Source organism: Nocardioides sp. Arc9.136 (assembly GCF_030506255.1).
Taxonomy (GTDB): domain Bacteria; phylum Actinomycetota; class Actinomycetes; order Propionibacteriales; family Nocardioidaceae; genus Nocardioides.
Genome location: NZ_CP113431.1, coordinates 1,579,913 through 1,596,936 on the forward strand (window position 1 = coordinate 1,579,913; position 17,024 = coordinate 1,596,936).

Below are 17,024 nucleotides of genomic sequence, written 5' to 3' on the forward strand. Positions count from 1 at the left end.
ACCGCGGGTCCGGTCCGCCGGACCCGCTCAGGCTGCTCTTGGGGTGGCACGCGAGACTGGGGCCATGGCCAAGTCGCGGTTCGTGGGTGATCCCGGGCTGACCGCCCGGATGACCCTGGTGATGTTCCTGCTGGGCGGCCTTTTCGTCGCCCTCATCGTGGGGCTGATGTACGCCTTCAGCAGCTCCCCGGGCATCGCCCTGCTCATCGGCGTCGCCGGCCTCGGCATCGCCTGGTACCAGTGGTGGTCCTCCGACTCGGTGGCGATGCGCGCGATGCGTGCTCGCGAGGTGACCCCGGCCGAGGCCCCCGAGCTGCACGGCATGATCGACCGGCTCTGCGCGCTCGCCGACATGCCCAAGCCGCGGGTGGGCATCGCCGACATGGCCATCCCGAACGCCTTCGCCACCGGACGGTCGCCGAACCGCTCCGTCGTCTGCGTCACGACCGGGATCCTGGGCACGCTGACCGCCGAGGAGCTCGAGGGCGTCCTGGCCCACGAGCTGTCCCACGTGGCGCACCGCGACGTCCTCGTGATGACCGTGGCGTCCTCCGCCGGGATCGTCGCCGGCATGCTCACCCAGGGGGCGCAGTACGGCGCGATGTTCGGCGGCAACCGTCGCGACAACAACAACGGCCTGCCGGTCTGGCTGCTCGTGCTGGTGATCAGCATGGTCACCTACGCCATCAGCTTCCTGCTGCTCAAGGTGCTCTCCCGCTACCGCGAGCTGTCGGCCGACCGGGCCGGCGCCTACCTCACCATGAAGCCGCACGCCCTCGCCTCGGCGCTGCAGAAGATCACCGGCGAGATGAACACCATCCCGCAGCGCGACCTGCGCGCCTCCCAGTCGATGAACGCCTTCTTCATCGCCCCCGCGGTCAAGGGCATCTCCCTGCGCACGCTCACCTCGACCCACCCCTCGCTCGAGCAGCGGCTAGAGCAGCTGGCCGAGATCCAGTCCGAGCTCGGCCGGCCGGGCGCCTGATGGGCTTCCTCGACTCGATCCTCGGGCGGTCGAAGCCGAAGCAGGCGAACCTCGACGCCCTGTTCATGGTGCCCAGCGCCGCGATCACCCTGCAGACGACCCTCGGCCTGGTGCCGACCGGCGACGGCTCGGTCTGCTACCGAGCCGCGGCCGGTGCCGGCTTCAGCCAGACCCAGGGCGACGTGCTCGCGCTGCTGCGCGACGCCGCGGACGCGCCCGCGGTCGAGGTCACCAGCGACTCCTTCGGCTTCACCTGGCTGCAGGTCCACCGGGACGCGTCGGAGACGAGCGGGCTGTGCACCGACCTGCACGCGGTCAACACGGGCCTGGAGGCCGAGGGCTTCGGGCCCGCGCTGCTGTGCTCGCTGGTCCCCTTCGCCGACGCGAGCGGTCGCCGGGTGGGCCTGGTCTACCTCTACAAGCAGGGCACCTTCTACCCGTTCGCGCCCCAGCCGGGTCGCGCGCAACAGCGCGACAACCTGCTGGAGATCCAGGTCCGTGACGTGCTGGCGGCCGAGCTGCCGGTGGAGCGGGACATGTCGCGGTGGCTGGCCATCTGGGGCGCGCCCGGCCTCTGACCGACGTGACGTCCACGACGTCGCCGGCGCGTCACCCGGGGGCGCCTCGGTCGTTCACCAGGGAGCGGCCGGGTCCGGGAGCAGCGCCGTACGATCTCACCCACCCCCCGAGCCTGTAGGAGCCGCGCGTGTCCGTCACGCACGAGACCGACGATGTCCGCGTCGCCCAGATCGGCGAGTACCAGATCATCACGCGGCCACCCCGCAAGGACCTGGTCGCACTCGTCGAGATCGCGGCGCAGGTCGCCCGCGTGCCGCTGGCGACCATCAACCTGATCACCGACACCCACCAGCACCAGATCGCCACGTCGGGCTTCGACGCCTCGGTCTGCGCCCGCGAGGACTCGATGTGCAACCTGGTGCTGCACGACCCCGAGCCGGTGGTGGTCGAGGACGCCAGCCTGGACCCGCGGTTCGCCGACAACCCCTTCGTCACCGGGCAGATCGGCGACGTCCGCTTCTACGCCACCCACCAGCTGCGCACGCCCAAGGGCGTCGTCATCGGCACGCTGTGCGTCTTCGACACCGAGCCCCGGACGATCACCGCCGAGCAGGAGCAGGCGCTGCGTGCCCTCGCCGACCGGGTCGTGGACCTGCTCGAGCTCGAGCTGCGCACCCGCGAGCTGAGTGCGTCGGTCGGCCGCCTCGAGGAGGTCCAGGCCGAGCTCAAGCGGTCCAACGAGCAGCTCGCGGCGTTCGCCGGCCAGGTCAGCCACGACCTGCGCAACCCGCTGACCGCGGTGTCGATGGCGCTGCGGATGCTCTCCGACGAGCTCGCGGAGCGCGACGTGCAGCGCGAGTCCGGCCTCCAGTACCTCCTGGCCCGGGCCATCAGCGGTTCGAGCCGGATGCAGTCGCTCATCGACGACCTCCTGGCCTTCGCGCGCCTCGGCGGTGAGCTGCAGCGCCGTCCGGTCGACCTCGCGGTCGTCATGCGCGAGGTGACCGAGGACCTGAGCGCCGCGCTCGAGGGCGCGACCCTCGAGGTCGAGGACCTGCCGGTCGTCACCGGCGACGCGGTGCAGCTGCGCGCGGTGCTGCAGAACCTGGTGGCCAACGCCGCGAAGTTCACGCGGCCGGGGGAGAAGGCCCACGTGTCGGTCTGCTCGTACCGCCGGGGGGACTCGTGGCGGATCGAGGTGGTCGACCGCGGCATCGGCGTGCCCGCCGGTCAGCGCCTGCGGGTCTTCCAGCCGCTGGCCCGGGTCGACGACTCCGTCGAGGGCTCCGGGATCGGGCTGACCACCTGCCGGCGCATCGTCGAGGCGCACGGCGGCCGGATCGGGCTCGAGGAGTCGCCGTACGGCGGCACCACGGCGTGGTTCGAGCTGCCCGCCTGATCAGTCCTTCTGGGTGCGTCCGGGGAGCGCGAGCATCCGCTCGAGGGCGACCAGCGCCCACTTCTCGGTCTCGGGGTCGACGGTGATCTGGTTGACGACGTTGCCGGCGACCAGGTTCTCCAGCGCCCACACGAAGTGCGGCAGGTCGATCCGGTTCATCGTCGAGCAGTAGCAGACCGTCTTGTCGAGGAAGACGATGTTCTTGTCCGGGTGGGCCTCGGCGAGCCGCTTGACCAGGTTCAGCTCCGTGCCGATGGCCCAGCTCGAGCCGGACGGAGCGGCCTCGATCGTCTTGATGATGAACTCCGTGGACCCGACGAGGTCGGCCTTGAGCACCACCTCGTGCTGGCACTCGGGGTGCACCAGGATGTTGACGTCCGGGATGGTCGCCCGCAGCTCGTCGACGACGGCGGGGGAGAAGCGGCCGTGCACCGAGCAGTGGCCCTTCCACAAGATCATCCGCGCGTCGCGCAGCTGCTCGGCGGTGAGGCCGCCGTTCGGGCGCAGCGGGTTCCACACCACGCAGTCCTCGAGGGTCAGGCCCATCTTCTGCACGGCGGTGTTGCGACCCAGGTGCTGGTCGGGCAAGAACAGGATCTTGGCGTCCGGCTTCTGCTCGAAGGCCCACTCCAGCGCCACCTCGGCGTTGCTGGAGGTGCACACGACGCCGCCGTTGCGGCCGCAGAAGGCCTTGATGTCGGCACTGGAGTTCATGTACGTCACCGGGACGACCGAGTCGACGACGCCGGCGTCGGCGAGGGCGTCCCAGGCGTCCTCGACCTGGGCGAGCCGCGCCATGTCGGCCATCGAGCAGCCGGCCGCGAGGTCGGGCAGGACGACCTTCTGGTCGGGTCCGGTGAGGATGTCGGCCGACTCGGCCATGAAGTGCACGCCGCAGAAGACGATGTACTCCGCCTCCGGACGCGCCGCGGCGTCCCGGGCCAGCTTGAAGGAGTCGCCGGTGACGTCGGCGAAGGCGATGACCTCGTCACGCTGGTAGTGGTGGCCCAGCACGAACACCCTGTCGCCCAGGGCCTCCTTGGCCGCCCGGGCCCGCGCCACCAGGTCGGGGTCGGAAGGGGCGGGCAGGTCGCCCGGGCAGTCCACGCCGCGCTCCGAGACGCGGTCGGTGCCACGACCGAGCGGGAGCAGGGGGAGGTCGACGGTCGTCATGGTGGGGATCCTATTCGCGGGGCCTCCGCTGCGCTCACAGAAGCGCGCCCGAGTGGACGTACGGCGCCGGCGGCCGCATCCCGCGCAGCCCCAGGTAGCCGTCCTGGTGGAGCTCCAGGCCTGCGGCGAACCCGACGTCGAGCGCCCACTGGTTGGCGCCGGTGACGTGGGCGACGCCGACCGGGCCCGGTACCTCCGCGAGCGCGGCCCAGAGCAGGCGGCTCGCCGTGCGGCGGTCGGAGGCGGCGAGGAGGGCCGGGCCGCGCTCGTCGAGGTAGGCGTAGCCGCGCCCGGTCGAGGTGTCGGAGACCAGCAGCCTCCAGGTGCGCAGCATCAGCTCGTGGTCCGGTCCGTGGCCGGCCCCGCGGGCCAGCCGGTCGAGGGAGTCCATCAGGTCGACGTCGCCGGCGGAGCCGTCGCGCACCTTGTCCACGACGGGGACCGCACTGCGGTCGACGGTGCCGGAGAGCCGCATCTGCGGGTGCAGCTCGAAGCCGGCGCGGTGGTAGAGCCGCACCGCCCGGGCGTCCACCGAGGAGGACAGCATGCCGCGCAGGCAGGCCCGCCCGTGGTCGAGCGCCGCGGCGAGGAGCGGGCGGCCGATGCCCCGGCCCTGGTGGCCCGGCAGCACGGCGTACGTCGCCAGGCACCACAGCGTCTCGCGCCGCAACGACGTGGCGATGCCGACCACGCCGGAGGCGTCCTCGGCGACCCAGCACCCGCCGGGGTCGGTGCGCACCAGGTGGCGCGTGCGCTCGATCCAGGTCGCCCGGTGGGCGGCGGTGCGGCGCGCGGGCTCCGGACCGCTCACGCGACGCACGCGCGTGTCGAGCTCGAAGAAGCCCTCGTCGCTCACCCGCTCCGCGCCCTCGACGTCGTCCGCGGTCATCGGCCGGATGATCAGGTCGCCCACGCAGCGACCCTAGGCGCGGCCCGGGGGCGCTTCGGACAGGGTCGCGTCGGACAGGATGGCCGCATGCGCATCCTGGTGGCCCCGGACAAGTTCGCGGGCACGCTCACCGCCGTCGAGGCGGCCGACTCCATCGCGGCCGGTTGGCGACGGCAGGCACCGCTCGACGAGCTCGACCTGTGCCCGATGGCCGACGGCGGACCCGGGTTCGTGGACGTGCTGCACGCCGCCCTCGGCGGCGACCTGCTCGCGGCCACGGTGCGCGGGCCGCTCGGCGAGCCCGTCCCCGCGACGCTGCTGATGGCCGGTGCCACGGCGTACGTCGAGAGCGCGCAGGCGTGCGGGCTGCACCTCACGGGCGGGGAGCGGGCCGAGGAGGCGTCGACGTACGGCGTGGGCGAGCTCGTCGCCGCGGCCGTGGCCGCCGGTGCGGAGGAGGTCGTCGTCGGCCTCGGCGGCAGCGGGACCAACGACGGGGGAGCCGGGCTGCTCGCCGCGCTCGGGGCGTCTGCGGACCGCCCCCTGGACGCCGGGGCGGCCGGTCTTGCCGGGATCACCGGCGTCGCGCTGCCCGACCTTCCGGTGCGGCTGGTGGCCGCCACGGACGTCGACAGCCCGCTGACCGGGCTGTTCGGCGCGACGAAGACCTTCGGACCCCAGAAGGGCATCCCCGAGGAGCGGCTGCCCGCCCTCGACGGGGTGCTCGAGGAGCTGGCCGTCGCCGTCGACCGACGCACGTCGCTGGAGAAGGGCGCGGGGGCCGCCGGCGGCCTCGGCTTCGCCCTCCTCGCCCTGGGAGCCCGGCGGGCTCCGGGCATCGAGCTGGTCGCGGACGCCGTCGGGCTGGCCCGGCGCGCGCGGGCGGCCGACCTCGTGGTGACCGGGGAGGGGGCGTTCGACTTCTCCAGCCGCTCGGGCAAGGTGCCGTACGGCGTCGCCGCGACCGCCGGCGAGGCGCTGCGCCCGTGCGTGGCCCTGGCCGGCCAGGTGCTCGTCGGGGCGCGCGAGATGCGCGCGCTCGGCGTGGAGTCGGCGTACTCGCTCGTGGACCTGGTGGGCGAGCAGCGGGCCTTCGCCGACCCCGCCGGCTCGCTCGCCGACCTCGCCGCCCGGGTCGCCCGGACGTGGTCCAGGGAATAACCGTCCGTGTGCGACGATTGATCCGTTCGACACGCAGCACCGTCCCCGCTATCCCTTGGGAGCAACGACATGACCGAGCAGGTGGACACCCCCACTGAGCGCCGCACCGACCAGATCAACCTGAGCGAGGTCGCGGCCACGAAGGTGAAGACCCTCCTCGAGCAGGAGGGCCGCGACGACCTCGCGCTGCGCATCTCCGTGCAGCCCGGTGGCTGCTCGGGCCTGCGCTACCAGCTCTTCTTCGACGAGCGCACCCTCGACGGTGACGTCACCACCGACTTCGACGGCGTGACCGTCGTGGTCGACCGGATGAGCGTCCCCTACCTCAACGGCGCGATGATCGACTTCGTCGACAGCATCGAGAAGCAGGGCTTCACGATCGACAACCCGAACGCGACCGGCTCCTGCGCCTGTGGAGACTCTTTCCACTGATCGAGGACGCGCCAGCGGACTCGATCGCTGGTGGTCGAGCGAGCCGCGCGGCTGAGGAACGAAGCCGCGACCGGCGTGTCGAGACCCGGTGAGGTGCCCGCCCAGGGTGCGACCGCAGCACGACGAGAGAAGGGCCCCCGCCAGCAGGCGGGGGCCCTTCTTCGTGTTCGCCGCGCAGAAGGCCTGCGCGGCCCCGCTCAGTCCAGGTGCAGGTGCAGCGCGTTCGCGAGCCGCTGGGCGGCCTCGTCGACGCGGATGTCGCGCTTGGCGACCTCGCGCGGGAACTCGTCGAAGTGGATGCTCGGCACGGGGCCGACCGCGGCGCGGGCGGCCCGGGCGAGCGGCAGGTGCGCGCCGGTCGCCAGGCAGTCGGCGTGCATCTCCTGGAGCGTGGCGGCGTCGTCGTACGCGCGGCGCGGGGAGGGGGCGGGAGTCGTCATGCTCGCGACGCTAGGGGCTACCGCGGGGTAGTCCTACGAGTACCGCTCGGTAGTGTTCCGTGTCATGCCTTCACCTCGGCCGCTGCTCATCGCCGGCTCGATCGCCACGGACCACCTGATGACCTTCCAGGGGAAGTTCGAGGACTCCCTCGTGGTCGAGCAGCTGCACAAGCTGTCGGTCTCGTTCCTGGTCGACGACCTGGAGATCCGGCGTGGCGGCGTGGCCCCGAACATGTGCTTCGGCCTGGGGCGGCTCGGCCTGCGCCCGGTGCTGGTCGGCGCGGCCGGCGAGGACTTCGGTGACTACCGCTCGTGGCTGGAGCGCCACGGGGTGGACTGCTCCCACGTGCGGATCTCCGACTCCAAGCACACCGCGCGGTTCGTGTGCACCACCGACACCACCATGGCTCAGTTCGCGTCGTTCTACCCCGGCGCGATGGCCGAGGCCCGGCTCATCGAGCTCGCCCCCATCGTGGCCGTGGTGGGGGAGCCCGAGTACGTCCTGATCGGTGCCGACGACCCCGACGGCATGCTGCGCCACACCGACGAGTGCCGCCAGCGGGGCTACCGGTTCATCGCCGACCCCAGCCAGCAGCTCGCCTTCGGCGAGGGCGACCTCATCCGCCGCCTCGTCGACGGGGCCGCCCTGCTCTTCTCCAACGAGTACGAGTCGCACCTGATCGAGCAGAAGACCGGCTGGTCGGCCGCGGAGGTCCTCGACCGCGTCGGCGTCCAGGTGACCACCCTGGGCGCGGACGGCGTGCGGGTGCACCGCAAGGGGGAGCCCGACATCGTGCTGCCCGCGGTGCAGGACGTGAAGGCGGTGGAGCCGACCGGTGTCGGCGACGCCTTCCGCGCGGGCTTCCTCGCCGCGCTGAGCTGGGAGGTCGGCCTCGAGCGGGCCGCGCAGGTCGGCTGCGTGCTCGCGGCGTACGTCGTGGAGACGGTCGGCACGCAGGAGTACTCCTTCACCGGCGAGCAGTTCCTCGCGCGGCTCGAGCAGGCGTACGGCGCCGACGCGGCCGCCGACGTCCGCCCGCACCTGTCCTGACGCACCTGTCCTGCCCGCACCGGCTCAGCCGGTGCGGCGGACCAGGTAGCGCGGGGCGCCGTCGTCGGCGGTGTCCTCGCCGACGTACTCCTGCCCGCGCATACGGCACCACGCCGGGACGTCGGTCCGGGCGGCGACGTCGGTCGCGACGACCGCCAGGACCTCTCCCACGGCCACCTCGGCCACGCGGCGGCCGAGGTGGATGATCGGCAGCGGGCAGAGCAGGCCGCGGCAGTCCAGCTCCAGCGCGACCGCGGGGGAGCCCGGCGACTCCGTCACAGCCCCACCTCGGACCGGATCCCCGCGACCACCTCGGGCAGTGCGGCGAGGAAGCCCTCGACCTCCGCCTCGGTGGTCCCGCGGGCCAGGGAGACCCGCACGTTACCGTGGGTGAGCGCCCCCATCGCCGCGAGCACGTGGCTGGGCTCGAGGGTCGAGGCGGTGCACGCCGACCCGCTCGCGACGCCGTGACCGCGCCGGTCGAGGCCGTCGACCAGCGCCTCGCCGTCGACGTAGAGGCAGGAGAAGGTCACGAGGTGGGGGAGCCGGTCGCGGGGGTCGCCGACCACCTCGGTGTCGGGGACCGCTGCCACCGCGGACCGGACCCGGTCGACCAGGGCGGCCTGGCGCCGGCCGACCTCCTCGCGCTCCGCCACGACGGCCTGCAGGGCCGCGGCGGCGGCCAGGGCCGCCGGGACGTTCTCGAAGCCCGTGCTCCGCTCGTCGACCCGGTCGTCGCCGGGGAACGGGTTGCGCCAGCGTGCCCCCTTGCGGACGAGGAGGAGCCCGACCCCGGCCGGGCCGCCCCACTTGTGCGCCGAGGCGGCCGCGGCGTCCCAGCCGGCCGCGAGGGGCAGGCGACCGGTGGAGGCGCAGGCGTCGACGAACAGGGGCACGCCGGTGCCGGCGAGCGCCGCCGCCACCTCGGCCACGGGCTGGACGGTCCCCACCTCGTGGTTGGCCGCCTGGACGGCCGCGACGGCCACGCCGTCCGCCGACGCGGCGCGCCGGACGTCGGCGGGGTCGACCCGTCCGAGCCGGTCGACGCCGACGGCCACGTGGTCCCCGGGGACCCACGCGGCCGCGTGCAGCACCGCGGAGTGCTCGACCGCGCTGTGCACCACCGCGTCGCCGTGCCGCGCCCGCCCGGCGCGCAGCCCGAGGAGCCCGCGGTGCACCGCGTCGGTGCCCGAGGAGGTGAACGTGACCTCGTCGGGGCGGACCTCCAGGCACTCGGCGACGACCTCGCGGGCGTTGTCCAGCAGCAGTCGCGAGGTGCGTGCGGCGCGGTGCCGCCGACGGGGGTCGGCGTACCCCTGGTCGAGCGCGGCGAGGAGCGTCTCCCGCGCCGCCGGGTGCAGGGGCTCGGCGGACGCCGCGTCGAGGTAGCCGCCCGCTCCGGTCCCCGAGGACGTCGCGGGTCGGGAGCCAGGGGTCACAGCCCGAACATAGACGACCCCCGGGGTCCTCCCAGCGACTGGTTGAAGTAGTCTTCGACCTACTCGTGACCACCCAAGAGGAAGGCTCGTTCGTGGGTCTGCAACTCCCCCCGCGAGGGGTCGGGAAGGCCGGGCGCGGGCGCCGGGCGCCCCTGCTCGCCGCCGTTCTCGGCGTCGCCGTCGTGCTGCTCGCCGGGTGCTCCTCGGAGAACCGTGACGACTGGAAGAACCTGGCCATGCCCTCGCCGGCCACGGAGCAGGGTGAGCACACCCTCGCGCTGTGGCAGGGCGCCTGGGTAGCCGCCCTCCTGACCGGTGTCGTCGTCTGGGCCCTGATCTTCTGGGTCGTGTGGCGCTACCGCCGCCGCAGCGACGACGAGATCCCGATCCAGACGCGCTACAACCTGCCGCTGGAGATCTTCTACACCGTCGCGCCGATCATCATGGTGATCGTGTTCTTCTCGCACACGGTGCGGGTGCAGAACGTCGTCCTCGACGACCCGACGCCGGACAACACCGTCGAGGTCGTCGGCCAGCAGTGGTCGTGGACGTTCAACTACGGCCTCGGCGAGCAGGACCCGGCCGCGAACGACGAGGTGACCGACGACGAGTACGCCTACGACGAGTACGCCTACACGGCCGGCACGGCCTCGGACATGCCGACGCTCGTGCTGCCCGTCGACCAGACCACGCGCTTCAACCTGTACTCGCCCGACGTCATCCACGACTTCGGCGTGCCCGCGTTCCTCATGAAGATGGACGTGATCCCCGGTCGGGTGAACCACTACCAGGTCACCCCCACCGAGATCGGCGAGTACTCCGGCAAGTGCTACGAGCTCTGCGGTGTCTACCACTCGCGGATGCTGTTCAACGTCCAGGTGGTGAGCCAGGAGGACTACGCCGCCTACCTCGAGGACCTCGAGGCGTCCGGCAACACCAGTGACGGCCCGCTGATCGGCGGCGAGAACGCCGACAGCCAGGTCGGCCTCACCACCGAGGGCGACGAGTACGGCGAGGGAGACGCAGAATGACCGCCACAGCAGCACGCACGGCCGACATGACGGTCGCGCGGAAGCCCCTGGGGCAGCAGCTGGTCCGGATCATGACCACGACGGACCACAAGCTGATCGGCAAGCTGTACCTCGGCACGTCGTTCTTCTGGTTCATCGTCGGCGGCCTGATGGCGCTGCTGATCCGTTCCGAGCTCGCCTTCCCGGGCCAGCAGGTCGTGAACGACGAGCTGTACAACCAGCTCTTCACCATGCACGGCACGATCATGCTGCTGCTCTTCGCGACGCCGCTGTTCTTCGGCTTCGCCAACGTGATCATGCCGATCCAGATCGGCTCGCCCGACGTGGCGTTCCCCCGCCTGAACATGTTCAGCTACTGGCTGTTCCTGTTCGGCGGACTGATCGCCGCCTCCGGCTTCCTCACCCCGCAGGGCGCGGCCGACTTCGGCTGGTACGCCTACACCCCGCTGAGCGACGCGGTCCGCTCGCCCAGCGTCGGCGGCGACCTGTGGATCATGGGCCTCTACCTGGCCGGTCTGGGCACGATCCTGGGTGCGGTCAACTTCATCACCACGATCATCTCGATGCGTGCGCCGGGCATGACCATGTTCCGGATGCCGCTGTTCACGTGGAACACGCTGATCACCAGCCTGCTGGTGCTCATCGCCTTCCCGATCCTGGCCGGCGCGCTGCTGATGCTGGAGGCAGACCGACAGCTCGGCGCCCACGTCTTCGACCCGTCACACGGCGGATCGATCCTGTGGCAGCACCTGTTCTGGTTCTTCGGCCACCCCGAGGTGTACATCATCGCGCTGCCGTTCTTCGGCATCGTGACCGAGATCCTGCCGGTCTTCAGCCGCAAGCCGATCTTCGGCTACGTCGGCCTGGTCGGCGCGACCCTGGCGATCGCGATCCTCTCGGTCGCGGTGTGGGCCCACCACATGTTCGTCACCGGGGCGATCGACCTGCCGTTCTTCTCCGGCATGACGTTCCTGATCGCGGTGCCGACCGGCGTGAAGTTCTTCAACTGGATCGGCACGATGTGGGGCGGGTCGGTGTCCCTGGACACCCCGATGCTGTGGAGCTTCGGCTTCCTCATCACCTTCCTCTTCGGTGGCCTCACCGGCATCATCCTGGCGAGCCCGCCGCTGGACTTCCACGTCACCGACTCCTACTTCGTGGTCGCGCACTTCCACTACGTCGTCTTCGGCACCGTGGTGTTCGCGATGTTCGCCGGCTTCTACTTCTGGTGGCCGAAGATGACCGGCCGGATGCTCGACGAGCGCCTGGGCAAGGTCCACTTCTGGCTGCTCTTCGTCGGCTTCCACACCACGTTCCTCGTCCAGCACTGGCTGGGTGTGGAGGGCATGCCGCGCCGGTACGCCGACTACCTGCCCGAGGACGGCTTCACCGCCCTCAACCAGGTCTCGACGATCGGCTCGTTCCTGCTCGCCGCCTCGACGCTGCCGTTCTTCTACAACGTCTACATCTCCGCCCGCGGGCCGAAGGTGCTCGTCGACGACCCGTGGGGCTGGGGCCGCTCGCTGGAGTGGGCCACCAGCTGCCCGCCGCCGCGCCACAACTTCGTCACCATCCCGCGGATCCGCTCGGAGTCGCCGGCGTTCGACCTGCACCACCCCGAGGTCGCGGCGCTGGAGATGGAGCAGAACAAGGCGGCCAGCGAGGGCGGCTTCGCCGACGCTCCTGACATGGAGGGCCGGGCCAGCCTGCTCGACGAGCGCACGCCGAACAACGAGGAGAACGACCGATGAAGTCCGAGGCCTGGATCTTCGCGATCTGCACCGTCTTCCTGGTGCTGGTCACCCCGGCGTACTGGTTCGTCACCTCGGCCAGCGACAACGGCGGCGACTGGACGGGCACCTCGGCGCTCGTCATGACCACCCTGCTGGTGGCGATGGTGACCCTCTACCTGGGCTTCCACGCCCGGAAGATGGACCCGCGTCCCGAGGACCTCAAGGACGCCGAGATCGCCGACGGCGCGGGGGAGCTCGGCTTCTTCCCGCCGTACTCCTGGTGGCCGCTGTGGTGCGCCTCGACCCTCGCGGTGTGCGTGTTCGGCATCGCGACCGGCGCCTGGTGGCTGTTCATCATCGGCGGCGTGCTCGGCGCGGTCGCGCTGAGCGGCTGGATCTTCGAGTACTACCGGGGCGAGCACGCCCACTGAGGCACCGCTGACGCAGCTCCCACGAGACCCCGCGACCCGGACGCAACCCGGGCGCGGGGTTTCGCGTCTCCTCTGTGTCAGCCGTTAACCTCGAGGAGCACGCCGGCCCCGCGCCGGAGCCTTCCCCCCGAACCGCCGTGGAGTCCTGCATGTCCGAGCGTCGTGTCCGACCCAGCCGAGCGCGCGCCCGTCGGGGCGCAGCGGTCGCTGCGACCCTGGCCCTCTCCGCCTCCCTCCTCGCGGCGTGCGACAGCAGCGGGGGAGCGACCGCCGAGGGGCCCGACGGCGCGCAGACCACCGCGGCCGCCGGCGAGAGCACTCCCGCGGCACGGATCGAGGTCAACGTCCGCGGCGGCGCCCGCGCCGTCCCGGTCGACCGGGTCGTCGAGCTGGACGTCACCGACGGTGAGCTGCGGTCGGTCGCCCTCGCGCCCGCGGGCGGCCCGACCGAGGAGGCCGGACCCGTCGAGGGCGCCATCGCCGAGGACGGCACCACCTGGCGCGCGGACGACCGGCTGGAGCCGGGCACGGACTACCTCCTGCGCGCCCGGGTCGAGGACGCCGCGGGCGCGACCGCGCGGCGCACGGTCCGCTTCCGCACCGCGGACCTGACCCTGGACCAGCAGACCTACCCCTCGGTGGCCCCGCTCGACGGCGAGACCGTCGGCGTCGGCATGCCGGTCATCGTCACCTTCGACGTCCCGGTCACCGACCGCGCCTCCATCGAGAGGCACCTCTCGGTCGACACCAGCCCGGCGCAGCCGGGGACGTGGCACTGGATGAGCGACAACGAGGTGCACTACCGGCCGAAGAAGTACTGGAAGCCCGGCACCGAGGTGAGCGTCGACGTCGACGTCAACAGCGTGCCCGCCGGCGGCGGCATCTACGGCCAGATGAGCCGGACGGTCGACTTCACCGTGGGCGACGCGCACGTCTACCGGGTCGACGCCCAGGCCCACCACATGAAGGTCTTCTCCAACGGCAAGCTCCTGCGCACCATCCCGGTCACGACCGGCAAGCCCGGGTTCACCACCCGCTCGGGCACCAAGGTCATCATCGAGAAGTTCGACGTCAAGCGGATGAACTCCGAGACCGTCGGCATCGCCGCCGGCAGCGCGGAGGCCTACGACATCGACGACGTGCAGTGGGCGATGCGCCTGACGTACTCCGGGGAGTTCATCCACGCGGCGCCGTGGTCGGTCGGCTCGCAGGGCTACGCCAACGTCAGTCACGGCTGCACGGGCCTCAGCACCGCCGACGCCGGCTGGCTCTACGCCATGAGCCGCCGCGGCGATGTCGTCGAGTACGTCGGCACCGACCGGCAGATGACCCTCGACAACGGGTACGGCGACTGGAACGCCTCCTGGGGCGAGTACCGCGCGGGCTCGGCGCTCGGCTGACCCCGGCCCGCGCCGCCCCTCAGCCGGTGGCGAGCAGCTCCCGGACCCGTGGCGCGACCTCGGTGCCGTACAGCCCGATGCACTCCATCAGGTGCTCGTGCGGCAGCGGGCCGTGGGAGTACTTGAGGTCGAAGCGGTCGATCCCGAGCGTCCGCACGGTGCCGGCGATCTTCTGCGCCACCGTCTCGGGGGAGCCGACGAAGAGCGCGCCGTGGTCGGCCTCGGCGTCCAGCTGGTCGCGGGTGGCGGGCGGCCAGCCGCGCTCGCGGCCGATCCGGTCCCGGTTGGCCTTGAAGTGCGGGAACAGGCGGTCGCGGGCTTCGGCGTCCGTGGGCGCCACGAAACCGGGGGAGTGCACCCCGACCGGCAGCCCCGGCTGGCCGAGCTCGTCGAGGGCCCGCCGGTAGAGGTCGACGTACGGCGCGAAGCGGGCCGGCTCGCCGCCGATGATCGCCAGCATGAGCGGCAGGCCGTACCGGGCCGCCCGGACGACGGACTCCGGTGAGCCGCCGACGGCGACCCAGCTGCGCAGCGGCTCGGCGGGCCGCGGCCAGACCTGCGCGTCGACCAGGGGGCGGCGCGTGCTGCCCTCCCAGCTCAGCGGACGGCCCTCGGCGGCGGCCGCCCGGAGGCGTGCGAAGAGGTCCAGCTTCTCGCTGAAGAGCACCTCGTAGTCGGCGAGGTCGAAGCCGAAGAGCGGGAAGGACTCGGTGAAGGAGCCGCGCCCGAGCGTCACCTCCGCCCGGCCGCCGGAGAGCGCGTCGATGGTGGCGAAGCGCTCGAGCACCCGCACCGGGTCGTCCGAGCTGAGCACCGTCACGGCCGAGCCGAGCAGGATCCGCTCGGTGGTGGTGGCCAGGCCGGCCAGCACGATGTCGGGTGCCGAGACGGCGTAGTCGTCGCGGTGGTGCTCACCGACGCCGAACGCGTCGACCCCGACGGCGTCGGCGAGGCGGCCCTGCTCCAGCACGTCACGCACCACCTGCGCGTGGGGGAGGAGGGCACCGTCGGGGCCGACGGTGACGTCGCCGAAGGTGTCGAGCCCGAGCTGGATGTCCATGGTGCTCCTGTCGTGCGTGGCGGCGTGGCCGGGAGGTCCCCGGGGAAAGGGCGAGGGCCCCGGCCGCTGGTGCGGTCCGGGGCCCTCGACCCGTGGTGCTGGTGCTCCTGGTGACGCCTCGGCGTCAGTGGTCCCCGCGCAGCGAGTCGCCCTCGACGGCGTGGTGGCCGTCGAACTGGTGACCGTCGGCGGAGACGCCCTCGAGCTCGCCGTGGGCGGAGTGCTCCTCGGCGGCGTGGTGGTGCGCCTCCTCGAGCTCGGCCGCGGTCGGCTTCTGCACGTTGTCGGCGTACCAGAGGGTCTGCAGCTTCGTGCGGAGCCCGCTCAGCCGGCCCTTGGGCGCCGGGACGCCGTTGGGGTCGAAGGAGCTGGTGGTGCCGCCGAGGAGCGCCGGGTCGCGGTCACGAGCCGTGATCGCGTACGCCTTCGCGGTGTCGACCGGCAGGTGCCGCTCGCTGTAGCCACCCTCCGGCGAGCGCATGATGACGCCCGTCTCGTAGCCGTGCAGCAGCTTCTCGTTGTCCTGGCGCTGGAGCGAGATGCACCAGCGGCGGGTGATGATGAAGGCGATGACGGGTCCGATGAACACCGCAGCACGCATGAAGTACGTGATCTGGTTGATGCTCAGGTGCAGCTTGATCGCGATGATGTCGTTGCCGCCCGCGGCCCAGAAGAGGCCGTAGAGCGTCATCAGCGCGACCATCACCGCGGTGCGGGTCGGGGCGTTGCGCGGGCGCTGGAGCAGGTGGTGCTCGCGCTTGTCACCGGTGATCCACGCCTCCAGGAACGGCAGGAGGAGCAGCACGGTGAACAGCAGGCCCGGCAGCACGATGATCGGCAGGAAGACGTTCCAGGACCAGGTCGTGCCCCAGAAGTGCGACTCCCAGCCCGGCATGATCCGCAGCGCGCCGTCCGGCCAGCCCATGTACCAGTCGGGCTGCGAGCCCGCGGTGACCTTGGTCGGGTCGTAGGGGCCGAACTTCCACACCGGGTTGATCGTCAGCAGACCACCCATGAGGGCGGCGACGCCGAAGACGATGAAGAAGAAGCCGCCGGCCTTCGCGGCATACACCGGCAGCATCGGGAAGCCCACGACGTTCTGCTCGGTGCGGCCGGGACCAGGCCACTGGGTGTGCTTGTGGTACACGAGCAGCAGCATGTGCGCCGCGATCAGCGCGAGCAGCAGGCCCGGGATCAGCAGGATGTGGATGGTGTAGAGCCGCGGGATGATCGCGTCGCCGGGGAACTCGCCGCCGAAGAGGAAGAACGACATGTAGGTGCCGACAACCGGGATCGACTTCATGAAGCCGTCCGCGGCGCGGACGCCGGTGCCCGAGAGCAGGTCGTCGGGGAGCGAGTAGCCGGTGAAGCCCTCGAGCGTGCCCAGGATCAGCAGCAGGCAGCCGATGACCCAGTTCATCTCGCGGGGCTTGCGGTGCGCGCCGGTGAAGAACACGCGCAGCAGGTGGATCATCATCGAGGCGATGAAGAGCATCGCCGCCCAGTGGTGCATCTGCCGCATGAGCAGACCGCCGCGGACGTCGAAGGAGAGCTCGAGGCTGGAGGCGTACGCCTCGGACATCGCGATGCCGCGCAGCTGGTCGTAGGAGCCCTCGTAGTGGATCTCGCCCATGCTCGGGTTGAACCACAGCGTCAGGAAGACGCCCGAGAGCAGGAGGACCACGAAGCTCCACAGGGCGATCTCGCCCAGCATGAACGACCAGTGGTCGGGGAAGACCTTGCGCAGGTTCTTCTTCATGGCCGTCGCCAGGCCCAGACGCTCGTCGGCCCAGTTGGCGACGATGCCCGCCCGGCCCGGCTTCTTGGCGATCGCCGCCGAGCTGTTGCTCGTGGCGACCTTGCTCGTGTCGATGCTCATTG

General features: G+C 71.7%; 17 protein-coding genes. 10 read left to right on the top strand and 7 right to left on the bottom strand.

Going from position 1 to position 17,024, the window contains the following annotated elements:
- Positions 1-64 precede the first annotated feature (64 nt).
- The 3 genes from htpX to OSR43_RS07675 all read left to right on the top strand — a co-directional run bounded on the left by htpX (position 65) and on the right by OSR43_RS07675 (position 2,903).
- Positions 65-985: a zinc metalloprotease HtpX gene (htpX, locus tag OSR43_RS07665; protein WP_302270658.1), complete on the top strand. Its 921-nt coding sequence runs from the start codon at positions 65-67 to the stop codon at positions 983-985.
- Positions 985-1,563: a hypothetical protein gene (locus tag OSR43_RS07670; protein ID WP_302270659.1), complete on the top strand. Its 579-nt coding sequence runs from the start codon at positions 985-987 to the stop codon at positions 1,561-1,563. Before htpX ends, OSR43_RS07670 begins: the two co-directional genes overlap by 1 nt.
- A gap of 128 nt (positions 1,564-1,691) precedes the next feature.
- Positions 1,692-2,903, top strand: a complete 1,212-nt coding sequence (locus OSR43_RS07675; RefSeq protein ID WP_302270660.1) for a GAF domain-containing sensor histidine kinase — start codon at positions 1,692-1,694, stop codon at positions 2,901-2,903.
- Here OSR43_RS07675 and nadA read toward each other — a convergent pair whose 3' ends face one another.
- A complete protein-coding gene (gene nadA / locus OSR43_RS07680) occupies positions 2,904-4,076 on the bottom strand; it encodes a quinolinate synthase NadA (protein WP_302270661.1) in 1,173 nt (390 codons plus the stop codon).
- Positions 4,077-4,110: 34 nt separating this feature from the next.
- Positions 4,111-4,989 (bottom strand): GNAT family N-acetyltransferase, encoded by an 879-nt coding sequence (locus tag OSR43_RS07685; RefSeq protein ID WP_302270662.1) that lies wholly within the window; start codon positions 4,987-4,989, stop codon positions 4,111-4,113.
- A 63-nt stretch (positions 4,990-5,052) separates the two neighbouring features.
- On the opposite strand from OSR43_RS07685, the gene OSR43_RS07690 reads away from it, so the two are divergent.
- Positions 5,053-6,126: a glycerate kinase gene (locus OSR43_RS07690; protein ID WP_302270663.1), complete on the top strand. Its 1,074-nt coding sequence runs from the start codon at positions 5,053-5,055 to the stop codon at positions 6,124-6,126.
- A 69-nt stretch (positions 6,127-6,195) separates the two neighbouring features.
- Positions 6,196-6,558 carry an iron-sulfur cluster insertion protein ErpA gene (erpA, locus tag OSR43_RS07695; RefSeq protein ID WP_302270664.1) on the top strand — a complete coding sequence of 121 codons (363 nt, stop codon included), beginning with the start codon at positions 6,196-6,198 and terminating at the stop codon, positions 6,556-6,558.
- Positions 6,559-6,755: 197 nt separating this feature from the next.
- Here the strand turns inward: erpA and OSR43_RS07700 are convergent, their stop codons facing one another.
- Complete coding sequence (locus OSR43_RS07700) at positions 6,756-6,998, bottom strand: hypothetical protein (protein WP_302270665.1); 243 nt, start codon at positions 6,996-6,998, stop codon at positions 6,756-6,758.
- Between the two features lie 64 nt (positions 6,999-7,062).
- Here OSR43_RS07700 and OSR43_RS07705 point away from each other — a divergent pair, with 64 nt between their 5' ends.
- Positions 7,063-8,049: a carbohydrate kinase family protein gene (locus OSR43_RS07705; RefSeq protein WP_302270666.1), complete on the top strand. Its 987-nt coding sequence runs from the start codon at positions 7,063-7,065 to the stop codon at positions 8,047-8,049.
- Between the two features lie 24 nt (positions 8,050-8,073).
- On the opposite strand, the gene OSR43_RS07710 is transcribed toward OSR43_RS07705, so the two are convergent.
- Positions 8,074-8,328: a sulfurtransferase TusA family protein gene (locus tag OSR43_RS07710; RefSeq protein WP_302270667.1), complete on the bottom strand. Its 255-nt coding sequence runs from the start codon at positions 8,326-8,328 to the stop codon at positions 8,074-8,076.
- Positions 8,325-9,488, bottom strand: a complete 1,164-nt coding sequence (locus OSR43_RS07715; protein WP_302270668.1) for a cysteine desulfurase family protein — start codon at positions 9,486-9,488, stop codon at positions 8,325-8,327. Before OSR43_RS07715 ends, OSR43_RS07710 begins: the two co-directional genes overlap by 4 nt.
- Before the next feature lie 92 nt (positions 9,489-9,580).
- Between OSR43_RS07715 and coxB the strand changes: the two genes are divergently transcribed.
- From coxB to OSR43_RS07735, 4 genes are all read left to right on the top strand, one after another.
- Positions 9,581-10,519 (top strand): cytochrome c oxidase subunit II, encoded by a 939-nt coding sequence (coxB, locus tag OSR43_RS07720; RefSeq protein WP_302270669.1) that lies wholly within the window; start codon positions 9,581-9,583, stop codon positions 10,517-10,519.
- Complete coding sequence (gene ctaD / locus OSR43_RS07725; RefSeq protein ID WP_302270670.1) at positions 10,516-12,270, top strand: cytochrome c oxidase subunit I; 1,755 nt, start codon at positions 10,516-10,518, stop codon at positions 12,268-12,270. Before coxB ends, ctaD begins: the two co-directional genes overlap by 4 nt.
- A complete protein-coding gene (locus OSR43_RS07730; protein WP_302270671.1) occupies positions 12,267-12,683 on the top strand; it encodes a cytochrome c oxidase subunit 4 in 417 nt (138 codons plus the stop codon). Before ctaD ends, OSR43_RS07730 begins: the two co-directional genes overlap by 4 nt.
- Before the next feature lie 149 nt (positions 12,684-12,832).
- Positions 12,833-14,083, top strand: a complete 1,251-nt coding sequence (locus tag OSR43_RS07735) for an Ig-like domain-containing protein (protein ID WP_302270672.1) — start codon at positions 12,833-12,835, stop codon at positions 14,081-14,083.
- 19 nt (positions 14,084-14,102) lie between these two features.
- Here the strand turns inward: OSR43_RS07735 and OSR43_RS07740 are convergent, their stop codons facing one another.
- A complete protein-coding gene (locus OSR43_RS07740) occupies positions 14,103-15,143 on the bottom strand; it encodes an LLM class flavin-dependent oxidoreductase (protein ID WP_302270673.1) in 1,041 nt (346 codons plus the stop codon).
- A 124-nt stretch (positions 15,144-15,267) separates the two neighbouring features.
- Positions 15,268-17,022 (bottom strand): ubiquinol-cytochrome c reductase cytochrome b subunit, encoded by a 1,755-nt coding sequence (locus OSR43_RS07745; protein ID WP_302270674.1) that lies wholly within the window; start codon positions 17,020-17,022, stop codon positions 15,268-15,270.
- Between the last annotated feature and the right edge of the window lie 2 nt (positions 17,023-17,024).